Annotated in this window: 16 protein-coding genes; 7 read left to right on the forward strand and 9 right to left on the reverse strand. The window is 34.4% G+C overall.

Annotated features, from left to right (window positions below):
- Positions 1-3: 3 nt before the first annotated feature.
- The gene (locus BM238_RS12975; RefSeq protein WP_090082096.1) at positions 4-1,041 is read right to left on the reverse strand and encodes a hypothetical protein; all 1,038 of its coding nucleotides are present in this window, start codon (positions 1,039-1,041) and stop codon (positions 4-6) included.
- A gap of 403 nt (positions 1,042-1,444) precedes the next feature.
- Here BM238_RS12975 and BM238_RS12980 point away from each other — a divergent pair, with 403 nt between their 5' ends.
- The 3 genes from BM238_RS12980 (at position 1,445) to BM238_RS12990 (ending at position 2,451) form a co-directional block, all read left to right on the forward strand.
- Entirely contained in the window at positions 1,445-1,828 is a 384-nt protein-coding gene (locus BM238_RS12980; protein ID WP_090082099.1) for a DoxX family protein, read from the forward strand.
- An 89-nt stretch (positions 1,829-1,917) separates the two neighbouring features.
- Positions 1,918-2,175 (forward strand): hypothetical protein, encoded by a 258-nt coding sequence (locus BM238_RS12985; RefSeq protein WP_090082102.1) that lies wholly within the window; start codon positions 1,918-1,920, stop codon positions 2,173-2,175.
- A 6-nt stretch (positions 2,176-2,181) separates the two neighbouring features.
- Positions 2,182-2,451 (forward strand): YceI family protein, encoded by a 270-nt coding sequence (locus BM238_RS12990; protein WP_090082104.1) that lies wholly within the window; start codon positions 2,182-2,184, stop codon positions 2,449-2,451.
- A 43-nt stretch (positions 2,452-2,494) separates the two neighbouring features.
- On the opposite strand, the gene BM238_RS12995 is transcribed toward BM238_RS12990, so the two are convergent.
- Together BM238_RS12995 and queG are read right to left on the reverse strand one after the other, a co-directional pair.
- A complete protein-coding gene (locus BM238_RS12995) occupies positions 2,495-3,175 on the reverse strand; it encodes a TIGR02117 family protein (RefSeq protein ID WP_090082107.1) in 681 nt (226 codons plus the stop codon).
- 222 nt (positions 3,176-3,397) lie between these two features.
- A complete protein-coding gene (gene queG / locus BM238_RS13000) occupies positions 3,398-4,330 on the reverse strand; it encodes a tRNA epoxyqueuosine(34) reductase QueG (RefSeq protein WP_090082110.1) in 933 nt (310 codons plus the stop codon).
- 77 nt (positions 4,331-4,407) lie between these two features.
- Between queG and BM238_RS13005 the strand changes: the two genes are divergently transcribed.
- Positions 4,408-4,695, forward strand: a complete 288-nt coding sequence (locus BM238_RS13005; protein ID WP_090082112.1) for a rhodanese-like domain-containing protein — start codon at positions 4,408-4,410, stop codon at positions 4,693-4,695.
- Positions 4,696-4,831: 136 nt separating this feature from the next.
- On the opposite strand, the gene BM238_RS13010 is transcribed toward BM238_RS13005, so the two are convergent.
- The 6 genes from BM238_RS13010 to mutY form a co-directional block, all read right to left on the reverse strand.
- Positions 4,832-5,815: an NAD(P)H-dependent flavin oxidoreductase gene (locus BM238_RS13010; protein ID WP_090082116.1), complete on the reverse strand. Its 984-nt coding sequence runs from the start codon at positions 5,813-5,815 to the stop codon at positions 4,832-4,834.
- Positions 5,816-6,067: 252 nt separating this feature from the next.
- On the reverse strand, positions 6,068-7,429 hold the full coding sequence (locus tag BM238_RS13015) for a peptidylprolyl isomerase (protein ID WP_090082119.1): 1,362 nt from the start codon (positions 7,427-7,429) through the stop codon (positions 6,068-6,070).
- Between the two features lie 66 nt (positions 7,430-7,495).
- Entirely contained in the window at positions 7,496-9,325 is a 1,830-nt protein-coding gene (locus BM238_RS13020; protein WP_090082127.1) for a peptidylprolyl isomerase, read from the reverse strand.
- Between the two features lie 13 nt (positions 9,326-9,338).
- Positions 9,339-10,259, reverse strand: coding sequence for a PfkB family carbohydrate kinase (locus BM238_RS13025; RefSeq protein WP_090082131.1), 921 nt, complete (start codon positions 10,257-10,259; stop codon positions 9,339-9,341).
- 100 nt (positions 10,260-10,359) lie between these two features.
- The gene (gene gldD, locus BM238_RS13030) at positions 10,360-10,914 is read right to left on the reverse strand and encodes a gliding motility lipoprotein GldD (RefSeq protein ID WP_090082135.1); all 555 of its coding nucleotides are present in this window, start codon (positions 10,912-10,914) and stop codon (positions 10,360-10,362) included.
- 46 nt (positions 10,915-10,960) lie between these two features.
- Positions 10,961-12,022, reverse strand: a complete 1,062-nt coding sequence (gene mutY, locus BM238_RS13035) for an A/G-specific adenine glycosylase (protein WP_090082139.1) — start codon at positions 12,020-12,022, stop codon at positions 10,961-10,963.
- A gap of 46 nt (positions 12,023-12,068) precedes the next feature.
- On the opposite strand from mutY, the gene BM238_RS13040 reads away from it, so the two are divergent.
- The 3 genes from BM238_RS13040 to proC all read left to right on the forward strand — a co-directional run bounded on the left by BM238_RS13040 (position 12,069) and on the right by proC (position 15,200).
- Entirely contained in the window at positions 12,069-12,359 is a 291-nt protein-coding gene (locus BM238_RS13040) for an HU family DNA-binding protein (RefSeq protein ID WP_090082143.1), read from the forward strand.
- Positions 12,360-12,593: 234 nt separating this feature from the next.
- Positions 12,594-14,153: an Rne/Rng family ribonuclease gene (locus tag BM238_RS13045; protein WP_090082147.1), complete on the forward strand. Its 1,560-nt coding sequence runs from the start codon at positions 12,594-12,596 to the stop codon at positions 14,151-14,153.
- A gap of 249 nt (positions 14,154-14,402) precedes the next feature.
- Positions 14,403-15,200 carry a pyrroline-5-carboxylate reductase gene (proC, locus tag BM238_RS13050; protein ID WP_090082150.1) on the forward strand — a complete coding sequence of 266 codons (798 nt, stop codon included), beginning with the start codon at positions 14,403-14,405 and terminating at the stop codon, positions 15,198-15,200.
- The last annotated feature ends 541 nt before the right edge of the window (positions 15,201-15,741 follow it).

A 15,741-nucleotide genomic window follows, 5' to 3' on the forward strand; every position in this document is an offset into this window, starting at 1 on the left:
TTCTTAATTTTTTGGGATTAAAGTCCGCCCGCTGCGTTTGTTGTTAAAAACACTTCCACCATTATTATTGCTGTCGCCATTTTCCGGCGTCACCAAAAGAACGATTATTACAATTACAAAATCTAATAAAATACAGCCCATTAAAACCACAAACTGGTAAACGCCGAAATTTTTGATCGCGTGTTCGAAGGCAAAACCAATTTTCCCGACTTCCTGAGTCTTGGAAAATTCCGGCGTAAATTTAAATTTATCAGCCGTTAAAATTGTTTGCGCGCGGTTTCCAAGTTTGTTGTAAGCGGTCAAAGATTCATCAATTAAACCTTGTGAGGCTTCATCCTGTTCTTTTTTTGGCAGCAACAAAACATCCTGAATTTTCTTATTGTATTTAATAACGGCAAGATCAATATCACTTTTTAAGTTACTTTCTTCCGGCGAAAGATCAGAGATCATATTATCGATCTGTTTGCCCATTCTTTCCGCAAGATCCTGATAATCATTGCCAACCGGCGTCAACAGATCTACTTTTTGGTTGGTTAATTTTTCGATGTCTTTTATTAAAGATTGCGCGCGCGTTCCGATGCCTTTATTTCCGGGATCTTTTATCTGCTCGATCAATTGTTTTTTAATGATTTCTACGTTCTGCGTGGTTTCTTTGCTGTATTTATAATTAAATTTTGACCCGACGTTTGCCTGTAAATTATTGAAATCTTCGTTGATCGTTCGCAGTTCGGTTGAATAAATATCTGTCCGCATAAAACGCGTGTAAAGCGCATTAAAATTGGCAATAAAACAAAATGACGCCACGAAAATATAAATGCCGACCAGACTTCCCGTCGGTCTTCCCTCAAGTTTTGCCTGACGAATCATGTAAATTAAAAACAACAATAAAAGCGATAAAACAAAGGCGATAACGATGGACGCATTACCAAAAATCTGTTCTAAACCCAGCCAGGTCTGGTAAAAGCTGACACTGATTAATAAAATGGCGAGGATTGCCAGAAAGATCTCGCTTGGCCCGATTGCATTAGATTTTTTTTTCATTTATTTTAATATTATGTTTTGTGATAAGCGAATTTAATTAATAATCTGCTCTAATATAAGTGTAAAAATTTACATTTTTGTTACGCTTCTTATTTAAGATGAAATGCAACTTAGAAATGATAAAACGGAAATTATTTAAAAATAATATTAACTTTAAAACTTAAACTACAAGTTGTACTTTCAAAAAGGATTTCAACGCAAAGACGCAAAAAACTAATTTGCAAATTGTTATGGAATTAAGACGCAAAGTTTTTTTAACTTCGTTAAAATTGAAAAATCTAAGACTTTTCTTGCGCCTTAAATCTATTTTCAATGAAATTAATTTTTGCGTCTTTGCGTTTAAATTTATTTTTGGTGTTTTATATATTTGCCCAAATGCACAACAATATTTAAACTATTAATCATGATACTCGATTTAACTTCATTAATTCCCGCTGCCTTACTTTTACTTCGTCTTATTGTGGCGATCGTCTTTTTTTCCAGTGGCAAAAGTCATTTTACAGATCCTGTGGAACGCGGTAAAAGTGTCGGGCTTCCACCTTCTGTCACCCGGATTTTAGGACTTGCCGAAATCCTCGCTGCCATTTCATTGGCTTTCGGGATTTTCCCACAAATTGGCGCTTTAATTATAATTTTTACGATGCTTGGCGCCATTCAGAAAAAGATCTTCGTCTGGAAAACTGGTTTTTACGAAGACAAAGGTTACGGTTGGCATTACGATCTGATTTTTTTAATAGCCGCTTTGGTTATTATTTCTACCAACGGCGGACAATACATTATTATTTAAAATTAAAGGAAATTTTCTCAAGTTGTTATAAAAATTATCTTTCCATTTGAAAATTAAAAATATAAAAGTAAATTTAAAATAGAAACACGATGAAAAATTTTGGTCTTTTTAAAATAATTCTTCTCTCGTTTGGAATATTCTCAGTCTCACTTTCGGCACAAAAAATAAACAGTAATAACGTTAAAACTACAGTTTCGGGAACTTCCACTCTTCACGATTGGACGATGACTTCTGATAACGGCACTTTTTCAGGAAACGTTTCCGGAAATACAATTCAGGATATCCATTACTCAATTAACGGAAAATCCCTAAAAAGCGGAAAAAATGGAATGGATAAAAACGCTTAAGAAGCAATTCTTGCCAATCGATTTCCTACAATTACTTTTGTGGCAAATACCGTAAATCTTGGAAAAGGAACAATGACAGGAAAACTGACCGTTACAAACGTAACAAAAACAATAAGTTTTCCGGTAAATGTGACAAAAAGTGGCGAAACCTACACCATATCAGGAAAATTAAATATCAAAATGACGGACTATGGAATTACGCCACCATCCGCATTTTTTAATACTTTAAAAACTGGAAATGAACTGGCTGTCACTATTAACGCGGTAGCGAAGTAAGATGAATATAAAATAATTACCAGTTTATTTTTGATAAATTTAATTACTTGTAATGCCCAAAAATTCCAAAGTCACTCGGCGTCCAAAGCGCGGCTTTTTGCCCGGCTGCCTTTAAACCGTCGTTCGTCCAGGTGTTGCAGGTGTAGAGAAAACTGTAACTTCCTTTGGCTTCGTAAAATGAATCATTTTCGCCATAAACCGCATTTGTGGGAATTAAAATATTCTTTCCGTCTTTATCTTTATCAAATCTTGTGTCGATGAATTTTATCAGATCTGCATATTGATTTTTCGTGAGCATTATTTTTTTGCAATCTTTTCCTTCTTTTACATCATTCAAATAAGTGCAATGCATCGCAGAATCTCCGAGCCAAAAAGCGGCTTCAAATGCTGTAGAAAATTTTAATTGTGACCAGGTTGGCGTGTCGAGATAAAAACCTTTATCGCCCCAACCAATTCCCAAATAATTGAAATTTTCCTCTTTTGATTTTGTGTCCTTATAAAGAATTTTTTGGCTCCAGTCAATTTGCGCCGTTTTTACGGGAACTACTAAATCGGTGTGATCGCCATTTGTCAATATATAAATGGGAACAGTTGCAGGTTCAGTTGTCGGTTTTTTTGCAACTTCAATTAATGGAATTGTAAGGGCTAAAATCAAGTAAAGCAAAATAAAAGCGAAAATTCCGCCGATGATTTTTAAAATGATTCTGAGTATTTTTTTGAGCATATTTTTGTTATTTTATATAAATTAGATTTAGTCCAATTTTGTCATTCCGTAGGAATCCAAGCCGTTAGAAGCCTCGCCTAGATTCCTACGGAATGAGAAAAAATCGTCAATTTCTGTAAAATTTTAAGTCTAAAATTAATCATTAGTTTTAATATTAAACTTTGTGTCCTTTTATTTCTTAAATATTAAAGTTCTTTGTGACTTTGTGGTTTAAATCTATAATTATTTCTCCATTAAAAATTTTATATTCCTTTCCAGACCCGCAAACTTCGTTCTTTTGACAGGCGATTTTCGGAATATTTCAAAAAAAAGATCCTGACTTAATTCCTGCCAGTTTTCTTTTTTAAAATCTTTCAGGTAAGAATTGGGCTGAAATTTTTCCTGCAAATTGGGTTTAGAAAATCGATTCCACGGACAAACGTCCTGACAAATATCGCACCCAAACATCCAGTCTTCCATTTTTCCTTTAAACGATTCCGGGATTTCATTTTTTAATTCGATCGTCGCATAAGAAATACATTTATTGCCGTCAATTATTTTATCAGAAATGATTGCGTCAGTCGGACACGCGTCAATACATTTTCGGCAAGTTCCGCAATGATCGATAGTTTCGTGATCTGCGATTAAATCTAAATCGCAAATAATTTCTGCCAAAAAATAGAAAGATCCGTTTTGTTTCGTGATTAAATTAGCGTTTTTCCCAACCCAGCCAATTCCGGATTTTCTTGCCCAACTTCTTTCTAAAACCGGCGCAGAATCGACAAAAATCCGGCAGTGAAAAGCACCAATTTCTTCTTGTAATACAGTAACTAAATCTTTTAAAATATCTTTAATAATTTCGTGATAATCTTCGGCATACGCATATTTTGAAATTTTAAAATTATCTAAACTATCAATTTTTTCTTCAGGAAAGTAATTATAGGAAAGTGAAATCACCGATTTTGAACCTTCGACGAGCAAAGTTGGATCTAATCTTTTGTCAAAATAATTTTCCATGTATTGCATTTCGCCATGGTAATTATTTTTAAGCCAGTTTTCTAAAGGTTTTGCATCATCTTCCAGAAATTCTGCTTTTGAAATACCGCAAGATTGAAAGCCAAATTTCAGGGCTTTTTGCTTTATTAAATCAGAATATTTTTGTTGGTTTTGAAGCATTCAATTCTTTTGTGGATCAGTGAAATTTTGGTAAATTTGTTTTGAAACATTACAAAAATACATTTAAAATAAATAAAATGACAATAGAAGAAGTTATTGAAGCAGGAAACTACCATTTGATCGACGTTCGCGAAGAAATGGAACTTGAAATGGACGGTAAAATAGAAAAAGCCAGAAATATTCCTTTAGGTGAAATGGAAGACAGAAAGCAGGAAATTACTAATCTGAATGGACCAAAAATTTTCTTTTGCAGAAGTGGAAACCGTAGCGGAAAAGCTATGCAATATTTTAAAAACGAAGGTTTGACAGATGTTTACAACGGCGGTGGTCTTCAGGAAATGAAAAATGCGCTTGGCGAAGAATAATATTTTTTACCGCAAAAGCAACAAAAGTTTTTAGTGATTTATTCAAAAGGCTGAAAAGACAACAAAAAAAATATCTAAAATTTTTAGTTTTCTTTTGACTAATTTTTTAAAAATCTGCGTTGGGCTATTTTGTACTTTAAAATTTAGAAAAATCTGCGGCATTAAATTCTGCTAAAAGATTTTCAAACACCTTTGAAACGGGCAGAATTTCGTTTATTAAAGCGGAAACCTGCCCGATTTCTAATTCGCCTTCTTCCAAATTTCCTTCAAACATTCCAAGTTTTGCGCGCGCTCTTCCAAGTGTTTCTGTCAGAACTTCTTTATTAGTACCGTTTTCGTAAAGTTTTTCCAGATCATTGAAAAATTTATTTTTCACCATTCTCACCGGCGCTAATTCTTTTAAAGTCAAATGTGTCTCGCCTTCATTTAATTCTGTGATCTTATTTTTCCAGATTTCGTGGGCACTTGCTTCTTCAGTAGCGGCAAAACGTGAACCTATCTGCACACCGTCTGCGCCTAAGATCATTGCGGCTTTCATTTGTGAACCGAGTGCAATTCCGCCAGCTGCAATTAATGGTTTTGAAATATTTTTCCGAACATTTGGGATCAAGCAAAACGTCGTCGTTTCGTCTCTTCCATTATGTCCGCCAGCTTCAAAACCTTCTGCAACAATGGCGTCAACATTTGCTTCTTCGCATTTTATGGCAAACTTTGTAGAAGAAACAACGTGCGCTACTTTTATGCCTTCCTTTTGTAAGATTTCTGTGTAAATTTTAGGGTTTCCTGCGGAAGTGAAAACGATCTTAATGTTTTCTTCTAAAATAATTTTAAAAACTTCATCTAAGTTTGGATAAAGCATTGGAACATTAACGCCGAAAGGTTTTGAAGTGGCTTTTTTACACTTCTGAATATTTCCCCGAAGAATATCCGGATACATACTTCCGGCGCCAATTAAGCCCAAACCACCGCAATTTGAAACAGCAGAAGCCAACTTCCAGCCGGAATGCCAGATCATACCGCCCTGAATTAGAGGATATTTTATCTCAAATAAAGACGTGATTTTATTTGCACTGTTTTGCACGATTTTTTTTGCAGTACCAAAATCTGTAACATTGCTCATTGGGTAAAAATAATAATTTTATTTGTGAAATTGAAATTGAGAATTTCAAAAAAATTGGCTTTTTATATAAAATTTTTATTAATAACTACTCTCTGCATAAGCGATAGAAGCGGCATCCTTTTTTTTGCGCTGGCAAATAAGACGTTTTTGTAATTAAAAGCACTGGCAAAAAAAAGATATAGCGGATAGCGCGACCGACGCCTCGGCGGATATGCCCAAAAAAAAATCTCTGAAAAAATCAGAGATCATATTTTAGTTTTTCATTGCCGTTTTCTTGTAGTTGCTTTTGTATGTGCAACCGTCGTATCGGTTATCAATGGAAATAAAGGTTTTCGGAATTTCCTGATTTATCCATTTTTCGATAATATCATTTTTCTTTCTGTTTAATGCAAGATCTTTGATGCGGTTGTAATCCGTGGCGATATCCAACCGGTGCGCTCCGATCACATCTTCAACTTTTAAAAGTGTAACTACTTTCTTTTCGTTAAGATCATCTTCAAAAACATCCGTCATATCTCCTTTATTGACACCAGCGATCTGGTAAGCGATATTTGCTGCTAATGTTGACTTTTCTAATCTGTCGGATCCATCTTGTCCGGAAATTAATCCGCCACTAAATTTTGTCGCTTTATTGTCAGAAAATTTGAATGCTGCATTTTTAAAAGTAATTTCACCTTTTGTGATCAACACTTTTATGCTGTCGAGTTCTTTCTTGGCAGCGGCGATCTCACCAGTATCCGGCACAGCTTTTAATAAAATATGGCGTGCATCATATTGCTTACCTGATTTTTTTACCAACTGAATGATATGGAAACCAAAATCTGATTCTACAGGATCGGAAATATCACCTTCTTGAAGATTTAAAGCAGTTGCTTCAAATATTTTCACCATTTTTCCACGGGAAATATCTTTATACAAACCGCCGTTTTTGGCGGATCCAGGATCTTCGGAGTAGATTCTGGCTTCATTCTCAAAAGTTTCGCCACCAAGAATGTCTGCTTTTATTTTCTTTAATTTATCGATCAGTTCCTGCTTGTGCGCGGCAGTTAATTTTGGATAAAGACTGATCTCTGCTAAAGTCACCTCATCTTTCACTTCAGGTAACTGAGATTGGTAAAGCGTGTAAAAATCTGTAACCTCATTCGGCGTCACATCAGCTTTTTCCGTAATTCTCCCATATTTTGCCTGACCATAATACTGATCGCTGTCAATTTTTTCGATGGTATTTTTCATCTCAAACGGCGTTCTGAATTTGTATGCCGCAAGCATAGATTTTTCATCCGGAAACTGAGACAAAATCTGCGTGTACTTATTGTCCGTATTCTCTCTGATAGCTGCAGAACGGTCTTCAATTAAAGTATCTTTTTTTGCCTGATAAATTAAAAGTTTGTTCCCCACTATTTTCTCCAGAAAACTGCATTTATCAGTCACCGTTTCACCCTGTTGCTGGGCGTAAGTAAGTTGCTCCTGAATATCTGATTCTAAAACGATCTCATTTCCCACAACCGCAGAAATACCGTCAACCAATTGACCGGCTTTAACCTGAGCCTGCGTGGTGATCGTTCCTAAAATAAGAAAAACTGTGAAAAAAAAGTACTTTATGTCCTTTGTCATTATTTGATTTTAAATAAGTTGCAAATTTATGATTCTAAATGAATTATGCTTTATATTTTATTATAATTATTTCTTAAAATTTTTCTCAAGATCTTTCAGAAATTCCGGTTGCACGATTATTTTCGTTTTTGCGCGCTGTCTTTCGATTATTGAATTGAGCTGTTCTTCAGAAACCCCGTCTTTCAAATATTCTTCAGATTCTTTTTCTGTCATTTGCGAAGGTGGCAAAATAGAATCGATCGCGATCACCAAAGTTTTTGTCCCCATTTTTGTGGTAAAAACTCCCTTTTTAAAAGGTACATTGTATTTTTTAAACACGTCAGCAGTTTCAGACATTTCGCCGTTTTCAAAATTTACGGCAGTCTTTGTTTTTTCGTTTGCTTTTCCTTCGTATTTCTTTTTTAAAGAATCCCAGTTTTTCGGATCAGCAATTTCTTTTTTAATTGAAGGCTCTAAAGTTTCATCCGTAAGAATCGCGACACGTCCGTCCGCACGGCTTTCCCAGGTATATTTACTTTTATTTTTATTGTAATATTCCGTAAACCATTCCGGATGAGTTGCCAGCTGTTGCTTCAGCCAGCCTGAAAATATAAATTCTGAGTAAAAATTACGTTTTGCGGCATCCAGTTCAGGTTTAATATCGCTTCGTAAAGCAAAATCCTGTTCGTAAGAATTATATACAAACTGGGAATTGATAAGGCTTAAAAGACCTTTCCATTCTTCAGGCTTCAATTTATCTGCGTCCTTTACTTTTTCAGTCAGTAACTTTTGTAAGTCTTCAACGGTTAGTTTATGGTTGCTAAAAGAATAAAGCACCGCATCAGATTTTTTTTCTGAGATCAAAGAAGCATACGATTTTTGAATTGCTGTATAAGTTGCAGATTCCTTGTAAGTTGGTTGTTTTTTCAGATATTCGATCAGGTTTTTTTGCGCTAACTCGCCGTATTGCGATCTCATCATTTGCGACTTGTAAAATTCTTTATTTTTCGGATCAGAATCATAAGGCATCAGTGAATAAATATAGAAAACAAAATATTTATCACCAACTAAAACAGGCTCAGAATACTCTCCTTCTTTTTTACCTTTTAACGCTGCATAAACGGCATCCGGCAAAGTTGGAGAGCCAGTTACAAGTCCACCATTATTTTTTTCTGCGTCAGATGAACCGTACAATTTTGCAATTTCCGGAAATTTTTTACCACTCTTTAACGCCGAGTAAATGTCTGTTTTCATTTTAGCAGCAGCTGCATCATTTGCGTAAGAAATCGTTCCAAACACTATATAGCCCAAACTTGGTCTGCTGTCTAAATTTTGTGCAAAGGCGACAATTTTAGAAGTTTGAAAAAGTTTTGTGTAGCCGTTTTTTGGTAAAGTTTTAATTTCAGAATACAACTCATCATCCAAACTGCCAGGTTTTACGTAAAATGAACCGCCTGGTTTTTCCATGTATTTTTTCATGGCCTCTTCCATTGACATTTTACCGGATTTTACTTCATTATAAACTGACGTATAATCTGTTTTATCATCGGCGGCTTTTTCCTTAATAAAAACAAGAACTTTTCTCTCCGATTTATTATCATTAATAAACTGATTTAAAAGTGGTTCTGTAATATTGGACGGAAGAAATAATTTATTGCGAAGTTCTGATTCTTTCCGGGCCATTCCATTTCGAAAAGTCGCTGTGGTATCTGCCTTTTTTTCTTCAGCAAACTGCTGCAAAAGATAGAAATCTTGTGTCGTTTTAACAGTTTCCGCCACGCCCGAATTTTGCAGACCGTATAAATAATCTTTTTTAAAATTTGCCAGAGAGATACTGTCTTTTCCCACGATCATATACTGAGAAAAGCAAAAAGTATTTACTGAAACAAAAAGTAAAAAAGCAATAATTTTTTTCATTTATTTTAAATATTTAAAGCGAAACTTCGAATGAAGTTAGTTTTTTAAATTCGTTGATTCTTTCTTTTAAATCTTCGCCAGTTACTTCTACCAAACGTTCTGTACCAAATTTTTCTACCGTGAATGATGCCATTGCTGAACCTACGATAATCGCAGATTTCATATTATCAAAACTAAAATCGCCTGTTTTTGCTAAATGAGCCGCAAATCCACCTGCAAAAGTGTCTCCTGCGCCTGTTGGATCAAATACTTCCTCTAAAGGCAAAGCTGGAATAGCAAATATTTTTCCTTCATGGAAAAGCAAAGCGCCATGTTCCCCTTTTTTGATGATTACGAATTTTGGGCCTAAAGTGTGGATTTTTTGTGCTGCTTTTACCAAAGAATATTCGCCGGAAAGTTGTCTCGCTTCTTCGTCATTGATACAAATTACATCCGTTTTGGTAATCATTTCCATCAAAAGATCCCATGTAAGATCCATCCAGAAATTCATAGTATCTAAAATTACCATTTTCGGACGAGAATTCATTTTTTCTAAAACCGAAAGCTGCACGGCAGGATGAAGATTTCCCAACAATAAAACTTCAGCATCAGCAGAATCTGCGGGCACTTTTGGATCAAAATTTTCCAATACATTTAGCTCAGTCACCAAAGTATCTCTAGTGTTTAAATCATTATGGTATTTTCCGGACCAGAAAAATGTTTTTCCGTCTTTCACGATTTCTACACCGTCAATTCCGATATTTTTTGAAGTTAATAAATCCAGATATTCCTGTGGAAAGTCGCCACCAACAACTGAAACTAAACTCACATCAGTTTTTAAAACTGCGGCCGAAAGACCAATATAAGTTGCGGCGCCGCCTAAAATTTTATCTGTTTTGCCAAAAGGCGTTTCTATTGCGTCAAAAGCGACGGTTCCTACTGCTAGTAATTTCATATTATAATTATTAGAAAAATTGCACCACTTCGTGGTTTTTACTTAAATTTTTATTTATTAAAGTCTTTTTAATTTTTACTTTTTACTTTTCACTTCTAACCTATTTCCATTTAAAAGTTTCGATCATATGAAGCATATCTTTTTTAATATAATCTACCGCCGGCGCAAGTGAATCTGGTCTTGGACGCGAATTAAAATAAAGATTTGCAGTCACGAAATTTCTGGTGCTGTCCGTAACGTAAAACTGAATATTCGAGGCTGATTCGCCATTTAATTCGTAAAAATTACCATAAACTTTCTTTTCCGGATAGCTGAAAGTTTTCGTATCGATCGAGCTTGCCTTTATTGTATGTTCATAAACTAATTTTTCAGCTTCTTTTAAATGCTCATTAAAATCATTTTTTATCGGGAAATAAGTGATGAAAATTTTGGCCTTCATATTCGGATAATTAACATAATACCAAAACGTTTTTTTTCCGTTAAAAATTTTCGCTGATGTAGAATATTCAAAAGAAAAGGGGCTGTTTTGAACAAGAGTTTGATATTTATGCGCCGGATATTCTAAACGCAGCTCGCCACTTGGTTTTGGCAAAGGCTCTTTAGCACAGGAAGCCAGAGAAAAAATTATTATAGCTAAAAAGATGTTTTTAAACATTCGGCAAAAATAGTGATTTTTTTAATTCTAAATTTTAGATTTTCCCTTAGAACAATTCACCTTGAAAAGATGATTTTTTACTGTAATTTTCAAGATAATTCTGCAATGGTTTCGGAAAAGATTTTTGTTTTGCTTCTTCCAAATTTATAATTTCAAAATCATTTTCGGAAGCAAACTTTTTTAACAATTCTAAATCTGGAAGTTGAACATCATTAATTATTATGTTTAAATTTTTGTGCGTTAGTTTATGAGAAATCGAATTTGACCTTCTTATATATTGCTCAAAATCTTCCGGAATTGAAGTTGAAAATTCGTAAAGTTTCTTCCAGATAAAATCATCGCCGCGTCGCTTTATTAAAAACTGATCTTTAAAATTAATGAAATAATAGGTCAATTCAAGATATGTAACCTTTGTTTTTTTCGTCTTTAAAGGAAACTCATTGACAGTTCCGGATTGAAAAGCCAGACAATCCTCATTTAAAGGACAAGCAACACAAATAGGATTTTTTGGTTTGCAAATCTCTGATCCCAGATCCATCATCGCTTCATTAAAATCCCCAAATTGATGTTCGGGCATCATCAAAAGTGCAAGTTCAGAGAAATACTGGAAGGCTTTTGCATTCGAAATATCAAAATTATCGGCAAAAAGACGTGATAAAACACGATAAAAATTGCCATCAACTGCAGGATATTTCAGGTCAAAAGCAATACTTGCAATTGCCGCAGCTGTGTATTTTCCGACACCTTTTAAACTTAAGATCGATTCATAATCATCTGGGAAATTTCCGTCAAAATCCTGCATAATCTGTTTGGAAGCTTTGTGTAAATTTAAAGCTCGTGAATAATAACCAAGTCCTTTCCAATAGAGTAAAACCTCATCTTCATGAGCTTCCGCCAGAGATTTAACATCTGGAAACCTTTCAACAAATCTCAGATAATGATTGAGACCTTGTTTTACCTGGGTTTGCTGCAGAAGTATTTCGCATATCCAGATTTTATATGGATCTTTTGTTTTTCGCCAGGGCAGATCGCGGGAATTTGTGCCGTACCAATTTAATAATTTCTCACCAAGATGTAGAAAATCAGGCTTTTGTTTTTTTGCTTTCAAAAATAAGTTTTATATTTGCACACCAAAAATATAAACAAAAAAGGAAATGACAAAGGCAGAATTGGTAAACACCATCTCAAATAAATTAGGCGTAGAAAAGAACGACACGCAGAAAGTGATCGAAGCTTTCATGCAAGAGGTGAGAACTTCTATGTATAATGGTGATAATGTTTATCTTAGAGGTTTCGGATCATTCATTATTAAGACCAGAGCAGCAAAAACAGGAAGAAATATTTCTAAAAATACTGCCATCGAAATCCCGGCGCACAACATCCCGGCTTTTAAACCTTCCAAAACTTTTGTTGAGAAGATCAAAACGAAAGTACCAGTAAAATAAATTAAATTTAAACTTATAAATAACAGACATTATGCCAAGCGGAAAAAAAAGAAAGAGACATAAGGTAGCGACCCACAAAAGAAAAAAACGTAGAAGAGCGAACAGACATAAGAAAAAATAGGCTCTTTTTAGCAAATATATAAATATAGTTAATGTGAATTTCCTACAATTTCCATTGACTATATTTTTGTTTTACCCTATTTTTAAATATTAAGAAACACCTCATTTTTATTAATGAAGAAAGAACTGATCATATCGCATGAAGATGACTACACTAAAATCGCGCTTTTAGAGGAAGGACGATTGTTTGAGCTTCATGAAGAAGAAATGAAAAGTGATTTTGTAGTTGGCGATCTTTTTCTGGGAAAAGTGAAAAAACTGGCACCAAATCTTAATGCTGCTTTCGTGAATATTGGTTATGATAAAGACGCATTTCTGCATTATCAGGATCTTGGACCGGAATATCTTACTTACTCCAGTTTTCTGAAAAGCGTAATTACCAAAAAACTCGATACGCCTGGATTAAAGAATTTTCCCATTGAAAAGGAAATTTCGAAAAACGGACTAATCGATAAAGTTTTAGCGAAAGACGACACGGTTTTACTACAAATTACAAAAGAACCGATTTCAACGAAAGGACCAAGAATTTCGACACAAATCTCACTTACAGGAAGATTTTTAGTTTTAATTCCCTTTGACAACAAAGTTTCAATTTCAAAAAAAATTGAAGATTCTGCTGAAAAAATAAGATTGCGGACTTTAATAGAAAGCATAAAACCTGAAGGTTTTGGCGTGATAATTAGAACTGTAGCCGAAGGAAAAAAAGTTGCTGAACTTCACAATGACATGAATCAACTGGTTCAAAAATGGGAAGCCACGTTTAAAAATATCCAAAAAGCGAAAGTCCCGTCTAAAATCTTGAGTGAAGAAGATAAAGCTTCCATGATTTTACGCGATAACTTTAATGCAGATTTCGTCAATATTTTTTGTGATGATGAACAGATGGTTTCGGATATGAAAAATTATCTTGAAGTCATCGCACCGGAACGCAAAAATATTGTTCAGTTTTACGATTCTCACATTCCTTTGATGGAATATTATAACGTAGAAAAACAACTGAAACAAAGTTTTGGCAAACACGTTAATATTCCCAGTTCAAAAGGCGCTTATCTTGTTATCGAGCATACAGAAGCACTTCACGTCATCGATGTCAACTCGGGAAATAACATCAATTCCGGGAAATCCGGCAACAAAGAACATGCACTTTACGTCAATAAAATGGCAGCCACAGAAATTGCCCGTCAGTTGCGTTTACGCGATATGGGCGGAATAATTGTGGTAGATTTTATTGATATGATCGACGCCAATCACCGCCGAGATCTTTTTGATCATCTTCGCGCAGAAATGGAACGCGACAAAGCGCGCCATAAAATCTTGCCACCAAGCAAATTTGGTTTAATTCAAATTACAAGACAAAGAACACGTCCAGAAAAAGTGATCAAAACGAAGGAAGACAACCCGAATGAAAACGGCGAAATCCTTGCACCAGTCGTGATCGTGGAAAAAATGGAAGAGACCATTCGCAATATCATTCAGACGCACAAAGGCAAACTTTACCTTCACGTCCACCCTTTCGTAGAAGCTTATTTAACCAAAGGAATTATGAGCGTTCAGACAAAATGGTATTTGAAATATAAAAAATGGGTCACAATAATTCCCCGCGATTCCTTTAAATATCTGGAATACAAACTTTTGAACAGCGACAAAAAAGAACTCTCAGGTTATTCAAACTAAAATTACTGAAACTTTCAAAATCTGAGAGTTTCTTTTATTTAGGAGCAAGACGGTTTTCGCTTTTTCCGAAATATGACCCGCTTTCCACTTTATCTTTTTTGGCGCTCGCTTCGCTCGCGCCAAAAAAGGATGCCGTTCCAATCGGGGCTAAAGAAGAAAATCTTTTGTTTTTTGCCGATTTTTAATACATTTCAAAGCAAAAGTTATTAAGAGTTCAAAAACCTTATTTTTACCAGATCAAAACCAAACATGAAAAACGAAAAAGTAGCCATAATCGGCGCAGGAAATTTAGGAAAATCAATTATTCAGGGATTAATTGATACAAAATCTTTTCCTTTAAAAAACATTACGGCAACCAAAAGAAATTTAGCAGATCTAAAAGATTTTGAAGAAAAAGGCATTACAATAACTTCAGATAATTCATCAGCAGTTGAAGGATCAGAATTAATAATTGTGGCCTTGAAACCACACAATATACTTTCCGTTTTAGAAGAAATTTCTTCAAAAATAAATCCCGACAAACACATTATCGTTTCTTTGGCAACGGGAATTTCGATTGCACAAATTCAGAAAAGTATTGGCAAAGATCTTCCGATTTACCGTGCCATGCCAAATACAGCCGCAGATGTGCAGGAATCTGTAACCTGTATTTGCAGCACTGATTTAGACAAAGAAAGAAATGAAACGGTAAAATCTTTTTTTAATTCTATAGGTTCTACGATCCAGATCAATGAAGATTTAATGGAAGCCGCAACCGTTATTGGCGCGTGTGGAATTGCTTACGTTCTGCGTTTTATCCGCGCGATGATTCAAGGTGGAATTGAGATCGGTTTTGATGCCAACACCGCGTCAAAAATTGTAACTCAAACTGTAAAAGGCGCCTCAGAATTATTAATTCAGCGCGAGCAACATCCAGAATTTGAAATTGACAAAGTAACCACGCCAAAAGGTTGCACAATAGCCGGTCTAAATGAAATGGAACATAATGGTTTTAGTTCTGCTTTAATAAGAGGAATTGTGACTAGTTACAAAAAGATTGAAAAGTAGATCTAAAAATTTTAAATTAAAGTTAAAGATTTCTGCGTAAAAAAGTTATAATTTCTGGAGTTTTTAATGGTCTCTATGAGAAGAATCTGGAAGATATTTGTCAATAAAATGCACGTCAATGAAATTTGCTAAAATTTTTACGTTAATATTAATTATAAGTTCATTTTTTCCTATAATTCAAATTACTTTTTTATATACAAACGGTGGTTTAATTTCGCTGTGTCAAGAAGTTATGGGATCAGATTCAAGATTTATTTCTATAATTTTAAATTTACTTTTTGCCGCCATTTTCATATTTCTATATTACAAAAGTGAAAAGTTAATTTCCAAAATTATTAGTGCAACTTTGATTTCATTTTTTGTAAACTCACTTGTAGTTTTTACAAATATTCAATTTAATGGAAATGAAGAAGGCAATTTTTATTTTATACAATTTATAGTGGCTTCGGTTATAGTTGGAACAATTATATTATCAACTGAATATTACAGGATTTTTAAAAATTAAACATTTATTCTTTTCTGTAAATCAAATTCCTTAATT

The sequence above is a fragment of the Halpernia frigidisoli genome (assembly GCF_900113805.1).
Taxonomy (GTDB): Bacteria; Bacteroidota; Bacteroidia; order Flavobacteriales; family Weeksellaceae; genus Halpernia; species Halpernia frigidisoli.

Coding starts and splice junctions, on each gene's coding strand:
- BM238_RS12975 (WP_090082096.1), bottom strand. CDS start 1,041: ATGAAAAAAAAATCTAATGCAATCGGGCCAAGCGAGATCTTTCTGGCA.
- BM238_RS12980 (WP_090082099.1), top strand. CDS start 1,445: ATGATACTCGATTTAACTTCATTAATTCCCGCTGCCTTACTTTTACTT.
- BM238_RS12985 (WP_090082102.1), top strand. CDS start 1,918: ATGAAAAATTTTGGTCTTTTTAAAATAATTCTTCTCTCGTTTGGAATA.
- BM238_RS12995 (WP_090082107.1), bottom strand. CDS start 3,175: ATGCTCAAAAAAATACTCAGAATCATTTTAAAAATCATCGGCGGAATT.
- queG (WP_090082110.1), bottom strand. CDS start 4,330: ATGCTTCAAAACCAACAAAAATATTCTGATTTAATAAAGCAAAAAGCC.
- BM238_RS13005 (WP_090082112.1), top strand. CDS start 4,408: ATGACAATAGAAGAAGTTATTGAAGCAGGAAACTACCATTTGATCGAC.
- BM238_RS13010 (WP_090082116.1), bottom strand. CDS start 5,815: ATGAGCAATGTTACAGATTTTGGTACTGCAAAAAAAATCGTGCAAAAC.
- BM238_RS13015 (WP_090082119.1), bottom strand. CDS start 7,429: ATGACAAAGGACATAAAGTACTTTTTTTTCACAGTTTTTCTTATTTTA.
- BM238_RS13020 (WP_090082127.1), bottom strand. CDS start 9,325: ATGAAAAAAATTATTGCTTTTTTACTTTTTGTTTCAGTAAATACTTTT.
- BM238_RS13025 (WP_090082131.1), bottom strand. CDS start 10,259: ATGAAATTACTAGCAGTAGGAACCGTCGCTTTTGACGCAATAGAAACG.
- gldD (WP_090082135.1), bottom strand. CDS start 10,914: ATGTTTAAAAACATCTTTTTAGCTATAATAATTTTTTCTCTGGCTTCC.
- BM238_RS13040 (WP_090082143.1), top strand. CDS start 12,069: ATGACAAAGGCAGAATTGGTAAACACCATCTCAAATAAATTAGGCGTA.
- BM238_RS13045 (WP_090082147.1), top strand. CDS start 12,594: ATGAAGAAAGAACTGATCATATCGCATGAAGATGACTACACTAAAATC.
- proC (WP_090082150.1), top strand. CDS start 14,403: ATGAAAAACGAAAAAGTAGCCATAATCGGCGCAGGAAATTTAGGAAAA.